Raw genomic sequence first — 14,641 nt, forward strand, 5'->3', positions numbered from 1 at the left:
TCTTGGTACGCCTACCGTCCTCACCGTAGGGCGCCGGCGGTTCTGCTGCGCAGTCGTCCTCAGCAGGAGGTGTGCGTAGGAGGGTAGTAAGACTACCCAGGCCCGATCAGGGGCACAAGCCCGTCGACAGCGGTTCATCCCGGACCTTCTAGGTGGTCACGGCGTCGACGTAGCCCCCGTCGACCCGGATCGCGCCACCCGTGGTGGCCGACGCTTGCGGCGAGGAGAGGTAGACGACCATGTTCGCGATCTCGGCGGGCTCGATGAGCCTGCCGATCAGCGAGGGAGCGCGCTCGCTGCGCATGAACTCGGCCTGCGCCTCCTCCCAGGACAGGGCGGGGTCGATCTTCTCGGCGATGAAGGCTCGCACGCCCTCGGTCACCGTCGGGCCGGCGATTACGCTGTTCACCGTGACCCCCGTGCCTCGCACCGACTTCGCCAAGCCCCGCGAGAGCGCCAGCATCGCCGTCTTCGACGCGCCGTAGTGGACCATGTCCGCAGGGATGGCGATGGCAGCGTCGCTGGCGATGAAGACGATGCGGCCCCAGCCGCGCTCGAGCATGCCATCGACCAGCAACCGGCTCAGCCGCGCCCCGGTGAAGACGTTGGTCTCGAACATCTCGCGCCATTCGGCGTCGGTGATCTCGCGTGCCTCGCGTGGACGGTAGATGCCGACGTTGTTGACGAGGATATCGACGGCGCCGGCCTGGGCCACGACGGACTCCGCCGCGTCGGTGACGTCGCCGACGGCCGCCGCGAGCTGGGCGTCGGGAACCTCGCGGGAGATTTGCTCGATGGCGCGGGCCACGCCCTCGTGCGATCGACCATTGATGAACACCAGTGCCCCGGAGGCGGCCAGGCCGGCCGCGATCGCCTGGCCGATGCCACCGCTCGATCCGGTCACCAGCGCGCGCTTACCTGTCAGATCGATCTGCATCGTGACCTCCGTTGTGCTTGTGATGGGCGTAGCGTGCCGCCAACCGGGACGCCGCCTCGAAGTCCTCGGCGAGCCGGTCGTAGGTCGCTGTTGCTGCCGGGTCCGGGACGATCTCATCCTGCGCGCTCACGACCGCCTCGGCCTGACGGTGGTCCGGCCACGCTCCGAGCCCCACGAAGGCAGCCGCGGCGGCACCGAGCGTGGCGGCGTCCTGGCCCACCGTGGTCCGGACGAGACGCACGCCCATCGCCTCGGCGTAGATCTGGTTCCACCCGGCGTGGCGGCTCCCACCACCGGTGATGATCATCCGATCATCCAGCGGCGTGAGCTCGCCCAGCCGACGGCGACTGCGGCGCAGCGCGAGCGCGATCCCCTCCATCACCGCTCGGACCACGTCCTCCTGCGTCGTCGAGAGACCCAGGCCCACGAAGCCGCCGCGGACCTGCGATCCCCCTTCCAGGGGAGTGCCGCCGGCGAGCGTGGGTAGGAAGAGCGCACCGCGTGCCCCTGCCGGCGAGTTCATGGCCCCGTCGAGCACCGCCGGGGTGTCGAGGCCGGCGTGACCGAGGATGCCCTTGACCCAGTCGAAGGAGGTGCCGCTGCTGAAGGTCGACAGTGCGCTCACGTGCAGGCCGGGAACGACGTGGCGGAACACGAAGGGACGCGAGTCGACGTCGAGGACGGGTTGTGCGGAGGCGACCGTGACCCAGCTCGAGGAGCCTAGCGAGGCGTAGGAGCGGCCGGCTTGGGCCAGGCCGGAGCCGAGCGCCATACAGGAGTTGTCGACGCCACCGGAGAAGACCGGGGTGCCGGGCGCCACGCCCAGCTCGGCCGCCGCCGTGGGCAGCACGGTGCCGACCACCTCGCTGGCCTCGACCGGGGCCGGGAACAGCGAGATGTCGATCCCGGCGGCGTCACAGATGGCGGCGTCGTAGCCGCCGGCGGCCAGCGAGTAGCAGCCGCTGCCGCTCGCGTAGGAGTGGTCGGTGGCAACCACCCCGGTGAGGCGGAGGTTGATGTAGTCCTTGCTGCCGATCACCGTGCGTGTGCGCGCAGAGATCTCTGGCCGGGTCCTCGCCATGTGCATGAGGGTGAAGACCGGGTAGAGGCCCGGGGAGAAGCCGTTGCCGGTCTCCAAATACCAGCGGTCCTCCGGGAAGTGCTCGAAGAACCGCTGGGCGTCGTCGTGGCCGCGGGAGTCGGACCAGATCGGCGTGGTCTCTTCAAGAGGCTCGTCGTTCTGGTCGAGTGGCAGGCAGCCTAGGCTCTGTCCGGAGAGCACGACACCCTCGATGCGCTCGAAAGCTGCTGGGTCCGCGTCGCGAAGCAGCTTGCTCGACCGCAGGACGGCGGCCCACCAGTCCGCGGGCCGCTGCTCGTTCAATCCGTCACCGGGGTGCAGGGTCTCGTAGGACACGACGCTGGTCTCGCCACGGACGCCGGTCGAGTGCCAGACCGACGCCTTGCAGCCGCCGGTGCCAAGGTCGAGGGCGAGGACACTCTTCGCAGAGCCGGTCACGGCGCCTCCGAGGCCCCTCGGGCCTCCTCGGCGAGCCGCATCGCGACCTCTCCATTCATACCGAACCGCGTGACGCCGAGCGCAATCATCTCCCGGACCACGGACAGCGCACGGATCCCGCCCGCAGCCTTGAGCTGGGCACGTCCTTGCACTGCGTCGGCCAGCAGCCGGATGTGGCGGACCTCGGTCGCCTGGCCGGACCACCCGGTGCCGGTCTTGACCCACGGGACACCGGCGTCGACCGCCGCCTGGGCCCCGGCCAGGATCTGCTGATCGTCAAGGTAGCCGACCTCGAGAATCGCCCGGAGTGGCACTGCGTCATCAACCGTCCGTACCACCACCTCCAGCTCGCGACGGACGTCATCGATCATGCCGGACCGCAGCTGGCCGACGTTCACGACGACGTCAAGCTCCTGGGCACCGAGGTCGAGGAGCCGGCGGGCCTCCTCGACCTTGACCTCGGTGACCGTTCCGCCGGAGGGGAAACCCACCGGGCCGCCTGCGAGGGTCGCCGATCCTTCCAGCAGGGTGCGCAGCAGCGGCAGCCACGAGGGCAGCACGTGGGCACTGACGAAGTCTCCCGCCACGGCACGTTCGGCCAACAACTCGACATCGCTTCGGCCATGGAATGCCTGGACGCAGCTGATGTCGACGTGGCGCGGCAGCCGGGTGACGTCGAGTGGGAGGGCGCTCACCGAGCGCCGTTGTCGACAGGCTGGTCAGCAGCACCGCCACCAGCCGTTGTCCCCATCTGGGTGTCGGCCGGCGGAGCCGCTCCGGCGCGGTTGCGCTTGCCGGAGAGCCGGCGGCGGAACTGGTCCAGGGCGACGACCAGGACGAGCACCACGCCGGTGGCGACGTCCTGCCAGAAGCTGGATACACCGAGGATGTTGAGACCGTTGGCGAGCGAGGCGAGGATCGCGACACCGATGACGGTGCCGCCGACGCGTCCCTCACCACCGGCCAGCGCCGTCCCACCGAGGACCACGGCAGCAATCGTGGTGAGCTCCATGGCGGGTGCCATGAGGCCGTTGGCCGAGTCGAGGCGACCGGCCATCAGGATGCCGCCGATGGCGGCGAAGCCACCAGCGATCAGGTAGGCGTAGATCTTGGTCGCCTGGACGTTGATTCCGGCTACCCGTGCGGCCTCGGCATTCCCACCGGCGGCGATGAGCCGCCGTCCGAGCGTCGTGCGGTTCAGCACCACCCACGTGGCGAGCACGAGCACGACCGCCACGATGGCGATGATCGGGATCGGTCCGAGGGATTGGCTGCCCAGGGTCTGCACGACCTCGGGCATGGTCCGCCCGGGGATCGCGACCCCGTGGTTGGGGATCGGGTAGCCGTCGGTGATGAGCAGCGCGACGCCGCGAACGGCGGTGTAGGCACCGAGGGTGGCGACGAAGTCGGGCACCCGCCACTTAGTGATGACGAAGCCGTTGATGAGGCCCACCAGCAACCCGGTGAGGACGCCGAGCAGGACCGCGAGCCAGCCACCGAGTCCGATCTGCGTGTACATGATCCCCATGACGCACGCGCTCAGTGCCGCGGTGCTGGCCACCGACAGGTCGATGCCGGCGGTGATGATGACCAGCGTCTGGCCCATCGCGAGAATGAGTGGCACCGAGAACTGGCGGAGGATGTTGACGAGGTTGTTCTGGGAGAGGAACACCCCGTCGGAGAGAAACCAGAGTAGCCCGACGAGGACGACGAGCATGATGATCGGTCCACCCAGCCCCCCTGCACCGAAGAATCGGCCCAGGGCGCCGATCTGCGAGACGCTCGCGCGCCTGGCGACAAGTTCAGACATGTGCTCCTCCTGCTGCTGCAACGATCGTGTCCTCATCAGCCGATGCCGGCAGATCGGCGACGATCCGGCCATTGGCCATGACGAGTATTCGGTCACCGAGCCGTTGTGCTTCCTCGGCGTCGGAGGTGAGATAAAGGACTCCAGCCCCGCTCGCACTGAGCTCGGCCAGCTCAGCGAAGATCTCCTCGCGGGCACCCACATCGACGCCCCGCGCGGGGTCGTCGAGAATCAGGACGTGCGCTCCGCGCAGTAGCCATCGGGCGAGCAGAACCTTCTGTTGGTTCCCGCCCGAGAGCTGTCCAACCGGGGTGTCCACAGACTCGGTCTTGATCGCGAGCCGTTGGACGAACTCCTTGGCCTTGGCCGTCGCTGCCTTGCGGTTGTAGTGACCGTAGGAGGAGAAGAGGCCAAGACTGCCCAGGGTGATGTTGTCGACGACACTCATCTTGGGGACCAGGCCAGCACTGCGGTCCTCCCCGACGAAGCCGATCTTGGCGTTGATCGCGTCCAGCGGCTTCGTCGGGGCGAAGGGCTTGCCCTCGATGCTGGCGCTCCCCCCTGTCCAGGTCTCCAGACCGAAGAGGGCCCGCGCGAGCCTCGTGCGGCCGGCGCCCATCAGGCCGTACACCGTGACGACCTCACCCGCGCCGATCTGCAGGTCGATGCCCTTGAGTCGTTCGTCGACGCGAAGACCGGTGACCTCGAGCAGCGCCTGGCCACGGGCTGCTCCTTGAGCGGTGCGCTCCACCTGGCGAACGTCACCGACCATCATCCGCGCCAGGGTCTTCTCATCCGTCCCGGCCGTCTCCACAGGCGGGTCGGCCTGGCCGTCCCGCAGGATGGTGACCCGATCGGTGAGCTCGAGGATCTCGCTCATCCGGTGGGAGACGTAGATGACCGAGGTCCCGTTGGCCTTGAGCTCGCGCACGAGCTCAAAGAGCCGGCGGGTCTCGGCGTCGGACAGCGAGGACGTCGGCTCGTCGAGGAGCAGCACGCTGATCTCGCCGTCGAGGGCCTTCGCAATCTCGAGGAGCTGACGCTCGGCCATCCCCAGATTCGTCAGCGGCTCCTCAGGCCGGCGCTGAAGCCGGACCCGTTCCAGCGCCCGCACCGTGGCGGCGCGGCTGGCCTTACGGTTGAGGAACCCGGCCGTGCTCGACCATCGACCGAGCTGGAAGTTCTCGGCGACTGTCATGGTGGGGACCAGGCTGAGCTCCTGGTTGACGACGGCCACCCCGAGCTCCCGGGCGCCGGAGGGCGAGCCGAGCCGCGACTTGACGCCGCGGACTCGGACGCTGCCTTGGTCCGGCTCGTAGATCCCGGCCACCACTTTGATCAGCGTCGACTTGCCGGCGCCGTTCTTGCCGAGCAGGCCGTGGACCTCTCCAGAGTCGATCGACAGATTGAGGCTCCGCAGCGCCCGGTTGGCGCCAAACGACTTGCTCACGTCGACCAGCTCAAGCACTGGTGTGGACCCAGTGGTCGTCATCGACCGTCTCCCTTCTGGCGGTGCAGGATCACGAACGTCAGGACGCGTCGCAGCTCTCGGCGATCTCGGCCCAGTCGATCTCCGGCAGGCTCGGCTCCGGGTAGAACTGGTCGGCGTTGCCGACGTACACGGTGCGCGGCCGGATGTCGTTGAACCGCTCCGCCTCAAGCCCACACGCGAGCTCAACAGCGACCTGCGTCCCGACCCAGCCCCAGTCAGCGAAGCCGTGGCTGGTCTCGGCGATGATGTCTCCGGCGCGGATGGCGTCGGTCGACTCGCCGGTGTTGTCGTTGGTGAACAGCGCCGTCAGGCCAGGGGTGGGCTCGCCGTTGTCGGCGTTGACATCGAGCCGGTCGGCGCCCTTGAGGATGCTGCTGGCACCCAGCGCCATCTCGTTCGAGGCGGCCCAGATGAAGTCGAGCTCCTCGTAGCGGGTGATGATGGCGGCCGCGGCGTCAGCGCCCACCTGACGGTCCCAGTCACCGGCGAGGGTTGTGACGACCTCGACGCCCGGCGCAAGCTCCATCACCTCGTTGAAGCCTTGCAGGCGCTGGTTGGAGTAGATCGTCCCCTTGACCCCCTCGATGAGGGCACCGGAGACCTCGACGTCGCTGAGGTCGGCGTCCGCGTACAGCTCCTCCCAGAAGGCAAGGTCGAGGTAGTCCTCCTCGGCGACCTCGACCTTCTCACCGGCGCCCAGGACACCGGGGCCGCCGAAGTAGTCGAGGACGGAGTAGGCGGAGATCCGGCCGGCGTCGACGTTGTCGAAGCCGACGAAGGCGGAGACGTCGACGTCATCCGGGTCATCGAGAAGGTTGACGTAGACGACGGGGATGCCAGCGTCGTTCGCTGCCCGAACTGCAGGCTTGATGGCCTCGGAGTCACCGGGTGAGACGACGATGACGTCGACATCGGTGGAGATGAGGTTCTCGATGATCTGCTGGAACCCGGCCGAGTTGGCCTCGCCCCCGGTGGGCGCCTGGACGGTCAGGTCGATGTCGAAGCCGTTCTCGTTGGCTTCGGCCACCGCCGCCTCGAAGTAGGAGGTGGCGGTGTTGAAGACGCCGGTGGTGTTGGCGGGGACCCAACCAATCGACAGCTCGTGCCTGGCGCCGTCGCCGTTGGAGTCTGCGGAGCCGGCGGAGCCGTTGTCCGAGCTGTCGTCGGCACATCCGACGAGAGCGATAGCCGTGGCCCCGGCGACGGTCGCCGCAGTCATTGCGCTTCGTATGGTCATGTTCTCAAGAGCCTTTCGGTCGTGGAGGTTGATCGACGTCAGGGAGACCTGGCGTCACCAGCTGGTGTAACCGCCGTCGATGGTCAGGACTGAACCCGTCATGAAACTGGCGGCGTCGGAGGCCAGGAAGGCCACGAGGGAGGCCACGTCTTGGGTGGTCCCCATCTCGCCCGTGGGAGTGAGCTGCTTCCACTTCTCGATCCAGTCCGGGCGCACGTGGACAGTGAGGTCGGTCGCGATGTAACCCGGTGCTACCGAGTTGAACCGGATCCCCGCCGGTGCGTGCTCAACGGCGAGACTGGAGGTCAGGGCGTGGACGGCTGCCTTCGAGGCGTTGTAGGACGCCTGGGGCTGGGGGTGGTTGACGATGAGGCCCGACATCGAACCGATGGTGATGACCGAGCCGCCACGTGCCAGACGGCGTCCGGCTTCCTGGGCGGCCCAGAACGTGCCGTCGACGTTGGTGTCCATCACGTAGCGCCAGCCGTCCTCGACGACGTCGTTGCTCGGCAGGTGCTCGACGACGCCCGCGCTCGTGACGACGATCTGCAGAGACCCGAAGGCTGCCTCGGCGGCGTCGAAAGCCGCGGTGACCTGCGCCTTGTCTCGCACATCGCCACGGAAGAACTCGACCCGCGCGTCGGGGCGGTCGAGCTCGGCGACGACCGACCGTCCCTCATCCTCGAGCAGGTCGACGATGAGGACGTTGGCGCCGAACTCGTTGAGGGCCCGGACGATCTCGCGGCCGATGCCTCGGGCACCGCCGGTGACGAGGGCCGAGCGACCGGAGATATCTGTGCGTGAGCGATACATCTTCGCCTCCTTGCGATGGACGTGTTAGTAGTATTACTACACGAAGTCCCGAATCTTGCAAGTGCCAGGGTCATGTGCGCATCGGGACGCCGGTAGGCGGTCAATCCGGCTCAACCTCGGCCGACCGGTGACGCTAGTGCTGTCCCCCCAGGACGTCGAGAAGTTGGGCGACCGCAGCCTCGGTTGCGCGCCGGACGCTCCCGTCGGTGAATCCGCCCACGTGCGGCGACATCACCGTCCGCGGGTGCGACAGCAGCTCGTCGATGACCGGTGGCTCCTCGGCGAAGGCGTCGACCGCGTAGCCGCTGACCGCGCCCGACTCGAGGGCTGCATGCATCACGTCCGAGTCGACGAGAGCTGCCCGTGCCGTGTTGACGACGATCGCTCCTCTAGGCAGCAGGCCCATCCGGTGCTTGTCGAGGAGGGGGCCGTCTGCGGACGGCGGGGCGTGCAGGCTGAGTAGGTCTGACCTGCCAAGGAGTACCTCGAGGTCCGCGACGAGCTCGTGCTCGACCGGGCCGGTCAGGAACGGATCGTGCACGCTGACCGAGGCACCTAGGGCGGTGAACAGAGCAGCGACACGACGGCCGATGGAGCCGTAACCGACGACACCGACGCGGATGTCACCCAGCTCGCGGCCCTTGGTGCGTTCCCAACGCCCGTCGTGCAGGGCCGCGTTCCCCTGAGGGATGCTGCGCAGCAGCGAGAGTCCGTGGGCGAGGGCCAGCTCGGCGACTCCCTGGGCGTTTGCGCCGGGAGCGGTGCGCACCTCGATTGAGCACCGGGCTGCGGCCTGGAGGTTGATGTTGTCCGCCCCGACGCCGTTGCGGGCGATGACGCGCAGCGTGCCCGCAGACTCCAGCACCGCGGCGGGGATCAGCTCGACGCCGGCGAGCCAGCCGACGACGTCGCCAGCGGCGAGCAGCGCGGTGAGCTCGGTCGCGCTGGGTGTCCGGCCGGCGGGTCCGGCGAGCAGCTGGAACTGCGCCCGGCGCAAGGGTTCGAGCTCGGCCACCGCGTCGAGCCCGGTGGCTGTCAGGGACCGCGGTGTAATGAGGACCCGGCCGCGGGCGCTCACCGGGCCGCTCCGGCGATCTCCGCCAGTCGGTCGAAGGCAGGGCCAGAAGTCGGGATGTCGATCTGGAAGACTTCGCTGATCACCTGCGTCCAGCCGTGGATGAAGTAGACCCAGCCGTCCTCAACGTGCAGGCTGCGCTCAGTCTCCTGAGCCCGCGCCTGGTCGAGAAAGATGAGGTCACCGCGGTAGTTGAGGTCCCACACGAGGGCCCCGTCGGGAAACACGGCGGCGTCGGTGAGCGGTGAACCGGGGGCGTCCTTGCCCAGACCCGTGGCGTTGATGACGACGGCGCCCGGCGAGAGTGTCTTGAGCACGGCGTCGTTGTCGGCGGGGTTCGGCGTGTGGACGATGTCGAGCGGGACCTCGTTGCCGGCCTGCTCATGCACCTCCTGGAACCTGGTGAGCCGCGGAGTGCTGCGGTTGGAGACCACCGTGCGCGACGGCCGGTCGGCTCCCCTCCCGGACTGTCCGAGGTACCAGTCGATCGCGATGGCCGAGCCACCTGCACCCATGATGAACAACTCCGCCCCCGTGCTGGCAAAGTGACCGTCGGGGATGAAGGCATCGAGCGAGTGACCCGAGGAGAACGGGTCCTTCGCGCTGGCCTCGAGTCGTCCATCCCGCTTGGCCAGGCAGCTGACCTCCCCCATGAGCTCGGCCAGCGGGTCGACGCTGTCGAACAGGTCACCGGCCTCGCGGTAGAGGTCGATCTTGTGGGTCGTTACAAGGCCGCCGAGACTGAGCGGGTCCTGCTTGAGGAACTCCACCACCCTGCGGTAATGGTCGCGCGGTGCGTGCACCGCGAGATCGATGCCGACCATCTCGATGTCCCCGAGACCGAGCTCCTGCGCCCAGGCCGGGAAAACCCGGCGGATAGACGACTTACCGGTGGTGACCCCGACGAAGTAGAACGTCGGCTTGGTCGCGGGCTGGAGCGTGTCGTGGGTGTATGTCGTTGCCATAGCAGTCCTTGTCGTGCGGTCCGGGCTGCGCTACATATGCAGACGCAGCGACATCACTCAGTTGGCGGCGGTCTCGTAGCCGCGGTGGTCAGGGTTCGGGATCTGGCTCCAGCCCTCGCCGTCCTTGACGATGAGCGTGCGCATCCCGCCCGCACGCTCGATGAGCGAGTAGTCCTGGCCGGCGTCCGCGGAGTAGCAGAACAGCGTGACGAAGGGTTCCTCGCCGACGTTCACGCTGCGGTGCACCCAGTGACCTGGCACGTTGACGGCCTTCCCAGGCGTCAGCTCGACGGCGAGCGAGTCTCCGTCGACGGTGTCGAGGAGCATGACCCCGTGACCGCTGAGGCAGTGGTAGAGCTCGGCGCGGTCAGCGACGGCATGCAGGTGGCCGCGGGTCATCGCGAACTCGGTGCTCACCGCTCCCGGCAGAAGGGTGCTTGTGCCGATGATGAGGGCGCCCGGGCTCGAGTCGTACTTCTGCTCGTGCACGACGTAGACAAGCTCATCGGCTCCTCGCTGGCTCACCTCGGCCGCGAAGGCCTCGGAGTCACGATAGAGGCCGTCGAGGTCACCCAGACGCTTCTCGTAGATCCTCGAGGCTCCGGACATCACCCCATCCGCTGCGATGTCGACAGTGACAGGCTGGTGGTAAGACACGCTAGTCCCCTTCGTCCGTGGATGTAGTTAGACTACAACAAGTCGCGTAGAGGCGGCTGCCCCGTATCCTCGACATACACCCGCCCTCACCACGCCGAGCCGCGGCGCAGGGTCACGGGCACCCGCCCGGCGGGCCAGCGTCCACCACAGAAAGTTGGGAATCACGTGTCCGTGATCGACAAGTTTGACCTCTCTGGCCGCGTTGCTCTCGTGACGGGGGCCACGCGCGGGCTGGGTCGCCAGTTCGCCCATTCGCTGGCGGAAGCTGGTGCGGACATCATCGTCCACGGCCGCGACGAGGCCGCTGCCGCGACGGTCCAAGACTCCATCAAAGCCCTGGGGCGTGAGGCGTTCGTCGTGACCGGGGACCTGACCACCCCCGGTGGCGTGGACCAGGTGGTGGCTGAGGCACTGGCGCAGGCCGGGCGGATCGATGTACTGGTGAACAACGCCGGCGCGTGCATTCACCGTCCCGCGCTCGAGGTCAGCCCCGATGAGTGGTCCCATGTCATCGACACGAACCTGACCGCGTTGTGGCACGTGTCCCAGACTGTGGGGCGGCACATGATCGACCGGGGTTCAGGCACGATCGTCAACGTCGGGTCGATCTCGGGGATGATCGTCAACCGGCCCCAGATGCAACCGGCCTACAACGCCTCCAAGGCCGCGGTTCACCAGCTCACCAAGTCCCTGGCCGCCGAATGGGCGCCGCTAGGAGTGCGGGTCAACGCGCTGGCGCCGGGATACATCAAGACCGACATGTCCCCGGTGGACGAGCCACGCTTCCGACGGCACTGGATCGAGGACGCCCCCCAGGGGCGCTACGCCCTGCCCGAGGAGCTCGGCCCGGCCATGGTCTTCCTCGCCTCAGACGCTTCCAGCTTCATGTCCGGCACCATCCTCGTCGCCGACGGCGGGTACACCCTGTTCTAGGGTTACCGCTTTTCTTGCCCCGGTCTCCTGAGGCCGTCCAGTCCTCTGCTGACTCAGCCGGTGACGATGTCGGCCCACTCGCGCAGTCAGCTGCTGTGAGGCGAGTACGGCCAGTAGGCTCTTGCGAATGCGGACATTGATCTTGGGTGCGGGTGGCCACGGTCGCGACGTATTGGTTGCCTTACGGGCTCACGATCGAAGGCACGGAGCCAGGGAGTTTGTAGGTTTCGTCGACGACGGCATCCCGGACCTAGAGCGATTACGGCGCCTTGACGCCCCGTTCCTAGGCGGAACGGAAGTCCTCCCGGAGCACGAGGGAGCCGGCTTTGTTGTTGGTGTCGGCTCCCCTGATGCCCGTCACTTGCTGGCGACGAAGGCGCGCGAAGCCGGTTTGCAGGAAGTCACAGTCGTGCACGGTCAGGCGACGATCGGAGAGGATGTGGTGCTCGGTGCAGGTACCGTTATCTGTGCCGGCGCTCGCTTGACGACGAACGTGCGGACCGGCATACATGTGCACGTCAACATCAACGTTACAGTCGCCCACGATGTGACGTTGGACGACTACGTGACCCTGAACCCACAGGCAGCACTGTCTGGAGATGTGACCGTGAAGGCAGCAGCGACCGTCGGCACGGGGGCAGTCGTACGACAGGGCCTGACAATTGGCAGTCGTGCAACAATCGGAGCGGGGGCTGCGGTAGTGAAGGACGTCCCCGCTGGGGCGACTTGGGCAGGGGTGCCTGCACGCCCCCTCTACTCCTCGCCATTGGAAGAGTGAGCCGCTGATCTCGCGCCGGATCCACCAAAAGGCGTCATCGTCGCTTGACCATCAGCGGAGATGCCTTCACGGCGGAGAACTGCAGCAACAGTCCTGGCCAGGATCTGGAAGTCGAGCCTTAGGGACCAGTTGTCGATGTACTCGACATCCAGACGAAATCGATCTTCCCACGAAACGGTGTTACGACCCGATACCTGCGCCAGGCCGGTGAGACCGGGGCGCATCTCGTGCCGCCTGGCCTGCTCAGGAGAGTAGAGCGGCAGATACTCCACCAGCAGCGGTCGCGGTCCCACAATCGACATGTCACCCCGCAGAACGTTCCAGAGCGTCGGCAGTTCGTCGACGCTGGTGCTCCGCAGGGCGCGGCCTACTCTCGTCAGCCGGTCCGCATCGGCAACCCGCCCTCGACCGTCGTCCACATGATGCATACTCCTAAACTTGACCATCTCGAAAACGTGACCGCGTAGCCCTGGTCGCTTCTGACGGAACAGCACCGGCTTGCCCATCGTGGCGCGAACCGCTGCGGCCGCTGCGAGCTGCAGAGGGGCCGTCGCCACCAAGCCTGCACTCGCTACGGCGATGTCTATGCTGCGCTTGATGACTGTCTTGTCCACCTTCACACAGACGTTTCTAGCCGAATCAACTCACGATCACCTAGTCAGCCGGTGGCGATGTCGGCCCACTCGCGCAGCCACGTCTCCCGCTCGGCCTCGATCTGCTGGGGGTGCACGACGATCGGGTCCTCGGCCACGGCGGCCCACTGCGCCCAGATCTCGGGCAGCACGACCTGGTCGTGGACGGGGTACATGTACATCGCGTCCGGGATCGCGGCCTGCACCTGTTCGGAGAGCAGCCAGTCGATCACCTGATGGGCACCCTCGGGGTTGCCCGCCCCAGCGAGCACGCCGGCATACTCCACCTGGCGGAAGCAGGTGTCCAGCAGCGCGCTGGTGGTCGGCTCCCAACCCCCCTCGGGGATGGTGAAGGGCGGGCTGGAGGCGTAGGACAGCACGATCGGCCGGTCACCCTCGCCCCCGCCGCCCGTGAAGTCGACGGTGTAGGCGTCGGTCCAGCCGCTGGTGACCTTGGCGCCGTTGGCCATCAGCTCCTCCCAGTAGGTGTGCCACTCGTCTGGGCCGAACTCGCCGATGGTGGCCAGCAGGAAGGACATGCCCGGGCTGGAGGTGGTGGCACCGGGGGTGACGAAGAGGTTTTCGTACTCCGGCTCGACTAGGTCGGCCAGCGTCTGCGGCGGCGCGATGCCCTGGTTGGCGAACCACACGTTATCGACGTTGACGCATACGTCGCCGTAGTCCACGGGGGTCAGGTAGGCCGCGCTCGGCCCCTCCAGGTCGTGCTCGGCCACCGACTCGGGCAACCCGTCGGGGGTGTAGCCCTCCAGGGCGTCGGCGTCGATGACGCGCGCCGCGAAGGTGTTGTCGATGCCGAAGACGACGTCGGCGACCGGGCTGCCGGCGGTGAGCACCACCTGGTTGGCCATCGCCCCGGCGTCACCAGAGAGCTGGATCTCCAGGTCGATCCCGGTCTCCGCCTCGAAGGCCTCAACCAGCTCGTCGGGAAGGTAGAACGAGTCATGCGCGATGAGTGTCACAGCGCCCGGATCGGAGGGGGTGGTCTCCTCCTCTTCTGCGGCGCCGTCGCCGGTGGAGGTCTCGTCGTCAGCGGCGGCCCCACCCTCGGCGGGGGTCTCATCCCCGTCACCCTCGTCGGCCGGCGGCTGGACCGGGGCGGGGGTCCCTGGGCTGGTGGGCTCGGGGGTCTCCTCGTCACCCCCCGCGAGCGTGCAGGCCGAGGTGGCGGTCAAGGTCAGTGTGGCCGCAAGGGCCAGGGCACGGGTATACCGCATCTGCGTCTCTCCTTCGACTTCCTTCGCCGGTGCTAACCGGGGCAGGTTCAAGGGTCTGCGGCCTGCTGCCGCACTCTCAGCGCTAACTAGCGCTCCCCTGTCGGTTCTGTCCGACGACCCTAACACCCGTGTGGCAGGATCGAGGCCATGAACATTACGGCCAAAGTTGTGACCACCGGAGCGGCCCTCCTCGCCAGCGTCGTGGCCAAGAAGGCCACCGACGGCACGTGGTCGCTCGTCACTGGCAAGGACGTCCCGGAGAACCCGGACGACCCGGACATCGACATCAAGGAGGCGATCATCTTCGCCGTCCTCTCCGGAGCCCTGGTCGCCCTGGCGCGGATGCTGGCGAACCGGGAGGCCACCAAGGTGCTGGCCAAGAGCCAGGGGAAGAGCCGGGCGCAGGTGGCTGACGAGGCCTGAGTAGATCGGGCCAGAAGTGGCTTTTGGGACAGGTGTGGTTGCTCAGGCACACCTCGGTCAGGCATGATAGAGCGGTCCCGTTCCGAAGTGTGAGATTTTCGAGGTCCCGGCGTGTCCCCACGTTCTGAGCCCATATGG

General features: G+C 67.5%; 15 protein-coding genes and 1 riboswitch. Of the genes, 3 read left to right on the plus strand and 12 right to left on the minus strand.

The window, feature by feature from the left end; genetic code table 11:
* Nucleotides 1-148: 148 nt before the first annotated feature.
* The 10 genes from FY030_RS14455 to FY030_RS14500 form a co-directional block, all read right to left on the minus strand.
* The gene (locus tag FY030_RS14455) at nucleotides 149-937 is read right to left on the minus strand and encodes an SDR family NAD(P)-dependent oxidoreductase (protein ID WP_158062234.1); all 789 of its coding nucleotides are present in this window, start codon (nucleotides 935-937) and stop codon (nucleotides 149-151) included.
* Nucleotides 915-2,456 carry a xylulokinase gene (locus tag FY030_RS14460; protein ID WP_158062235.1) on the minus strand — a complete coding sequence of 514 codons (1,542 nt, stop codon included), beginning with the start codon at nucleotides 2,454-2,456 and terminating at the stop codon, nucleotides 915-917. The genes FY030_RS14455 and FY030_RS14460 overlap by 23 nt, the downstream gene beginning before the upstream one ends.
* Nucleotides 2,453-3,151: a deoxyribose-phosphate aldolase gene (deoC, locus tag FY030_RS14465; protein WP_158062236.1), complete on the minus strand. Its 699-nt coding sequence runs from the start codon at nucleotides 3,149-3,151 to the stop codon at nucleotides 2,453-2,455. Before deoC ends, FY030_RS14460 begins: the two co-directional genes overlap by 4 nt.
* On the minus strand, nucleotides 3,148-4,266 hold the full coding sequence (locus tag FY030_RS14470; protein WP_192498628.1) for an ABC transporter permease: 1,119 nt from the start codon (nucleotides 4,264-4,266) through the stop codon (nucleotides 3,148-3,150). The genes deoC and FY030_RS14470 overlap by 4 nt, the downstream gene beginning before the upstream one ends.
* Complete coding sequence (locus tag FY030_RS14475; protein ID WP_158062238.1) at nucleotides 4,259-5,755, minus strand: sugar ABC transporter ATP-binding protein; 1,497 nt, start codon at nucleotides 5,753-5,755, stop codon at nucleotides 4,259-4,261. The genes FY030_RS14470 and FY030_RS14475 overlap by 8 nt, the downstream gene beginning before the upstream one ends.
* Nucleotides 5,756-5,792: 37 nt before the next feature.
* Nucleotides 5,793-6,974 carry a sugar ABC transporter substrate-binding protein gene (locus FY030_RS14480; RefSeq protein WP_192498629.1) on the minus strand — a complete coding sequence of 394 codons (1,182 nt, stop codon included), beginning with the start codon at nucleotides 6,972-6,974 and terminating at the stop codon, nucleotides 5,793-5,795.
* Nucleotides 6,975-7,046: 72 nt separating this feature from the next.
* On the minus strand, nucleotides 7,047-7,805 hold the full coding sequence (locus FY030_RS14485) for an SDR family NAD(P)-dependent oxidoreductase (protein WP_158062240.1): 759 nt from the start codon (nucleotides 7,803-7,805) through the stop codon (nucleotides 7,047-7,049).
* A gap of 133 nt (nucleotides 7,806-7,938) precedes the next feature.
* The gene (locus FY030_RS14490) at nucleotides 7,939-8,820 is read right to left on the minus strand and encodes an NAD(P)-dependent oxidoreductase (protein WP_192498630.1); all 882 of its coding nucleotides are present in this window, start codon (nucleotides 8,818-8,820) and stop codon (nucleotides 7,939-7,941) included.
* 59 nt (nucleotides 8,821-8,879) lie between these two features.
* The gene (locus FY030_RS14495; protein ID WP_158062242.1) at nucleotides 8,880-9,845 is read right to left on the minus strand and encodes a shikimate dehydrogenase family protein; all 966 of its coding nucleotides are present in this window, start codon (nucleotides 9,843-9,845) and stop codon (nucleotides 8,880-8,882) included.
* A gap of 57 nt (nucleotides 9,846-9,902) precedes the next feature.
* Entirely contained in the window at nucleotides 9,903-10,454 is a 552-nt protein-coding gene (locus tag FY030_RS14500; protein WP_158062243.1) for a glucose-6-phosphate isomerase family protein, read from the minus strand.
* 213 nt (nucleotides 10,455-10,667) lie between these two features.
* Between FY030_RS14500 and FY030_RS14505 the strand changes: the two genes are divergently transcribed.
* A complete protein-coding gene (locus FY030_RS14505; protein ID WP_158062244.1) occupies nucleotides 10,668-11,435 on the plus strand; it encodes an SDR family NAD(P)-dependent oxidoreductase in 768 nt (255 codons plus the stop codon).
* 127 nt (nucleotides 11,436-11,562) lie between these two features.
* Nucleotides 11,563-12,213: an acetyltransferase gene (locus FY030_RS17380; protein WP_158062245.1), complete on the plus strand. Its 651-nt coding sequence runs from the start codon at nucleotides 11,563-11,565 to the stop codon at nucleotides 12,211-12,213.
* Here FY030_RS17380 and FY030_RS14515 read toward each other — a convergent pair.
* Complete coding sequence (locus FY030_RS14515; protein WP_272950526.1) at nucleotides 12,189-12,833, minus strand: sugar transferase; 645 nt, start codon at nucleotides 12,831-12,833, stop codon at nucleotides 12,189-12,191. The two genes, FY030_RS17380 and FY030_RS14515, sit on opposite strands and share 25 nt — an antisense overlap.
* Before the next feature lie 38 nt (nucleotides 12,834-12,871).
* Entirely contained in the window at nucleotides 12,872-14,080 is a 1,209-nt protein-coding gene (locus FY030_RS14520) for a thiamine ABC transporter substrate-binding protein (protein ID WP_158062246.1), read from the minus strand.
* Nucleotide 14,081: 1 nt separating this feature from the next.
* Nucleotides 14,082-14,189: riboswitch (TPP riboswitch) on the minus strand.
* Nucleotides 14,190-14,227: 38 nt separating this feature from the next.
* Between FY030_RS14520 and FY030_RS14525 the strand changes: the two genes are divergently transcribed.
* Entirely contained in the window at nucleotides 14,228-14,503 is a 276-nt protein-coding gene (locus tag FY030_RS14525; RefSeq protein WP_158062247.1) for a DUF4235 domain-containing protein, read from the plus strand.
* The last annotated feature ends 138 nt before the right edge of the window (nucleotides 14,504-14,641 follow it).

This window comes from Ornithinimicrobium pratense (assembly GCF_008843165.1).
Classification (GTDB): Bacteria; Actinomycetota; Actinomycetes; order Actinomycetales; family Dermatophilaceae; genus Ornithinicoccus; species Ornithinicoccus pratensis.

Coding starts and splice junctions, on each gene's coding strand:
- FY030_RS14455 (WP_158062234.1), bottom strand. CDS start 937: ATGCAGATCGATCTGACAGGTAAGCGCGCGCTGGTGACCGGATCGAGC.
- FY030_RS14470 (WP_192498628.1), bottom strand. CDS start 4,266: ATGTCTGAACTTGTCGCCAGGCGCGCGAGCGTCTCGCAGATCGGCGCC.
- FY030_RS14475 (WP_158062238.1), bottom strand. CDS start 5,755: ATGACGACCACTGGGTCCACACCAGTGCTTGAGCTGGTCGACGTGAGC.
- FY030_RS14480 (WP_192498629.1), bottom strand. CDS start 6,974: ATGACTGCGGCGACCGTCGCCGGGGCCACGGCTATCGCTCTCGTCGGA.
- FY030_RS14485 (WP_158062240.1), bottom strand. CDS start 7,805: ATGTATCGCTCACGCACAGATATCTCCGGTCGCTCGGCCCTCGTCACC.
- FY030_RS14495 (WP_158062242.1), bottom strand. CDS start 9,845: ATGGCAACGACATACACCCACGACACGCTCCAGCCCGCGACCAAGCCG.
- FY030_RS14500 (WP_158062243.1), bottom strand. CDS start 10,454: ATGTCCGGAGCCTCGAGGATCTACGAGAAGCGTCTGGGTGACCTCGAC.
- FY030_RS17380 (WP_158062245.1), top strand. CDS start 11,563: ATGCGGACATTGATCTTGGGTGCGGGTGGCCACGGTCGCGACGTATTG.
- FY030_RS14520 (WP_158062246.1), bottom strand. CDS start 14,080: ATGCGGTATACCCGTGCCCTGGCCCTTGCGGCCACACTGACCTTGACC.
- FY030_RS14525 (WP_158062247.1), top strand. CDS start 14,228: ATGAACATTACGGCCAAAGTTGTGACCACCGGAGCGGCCCTCCTCGCC.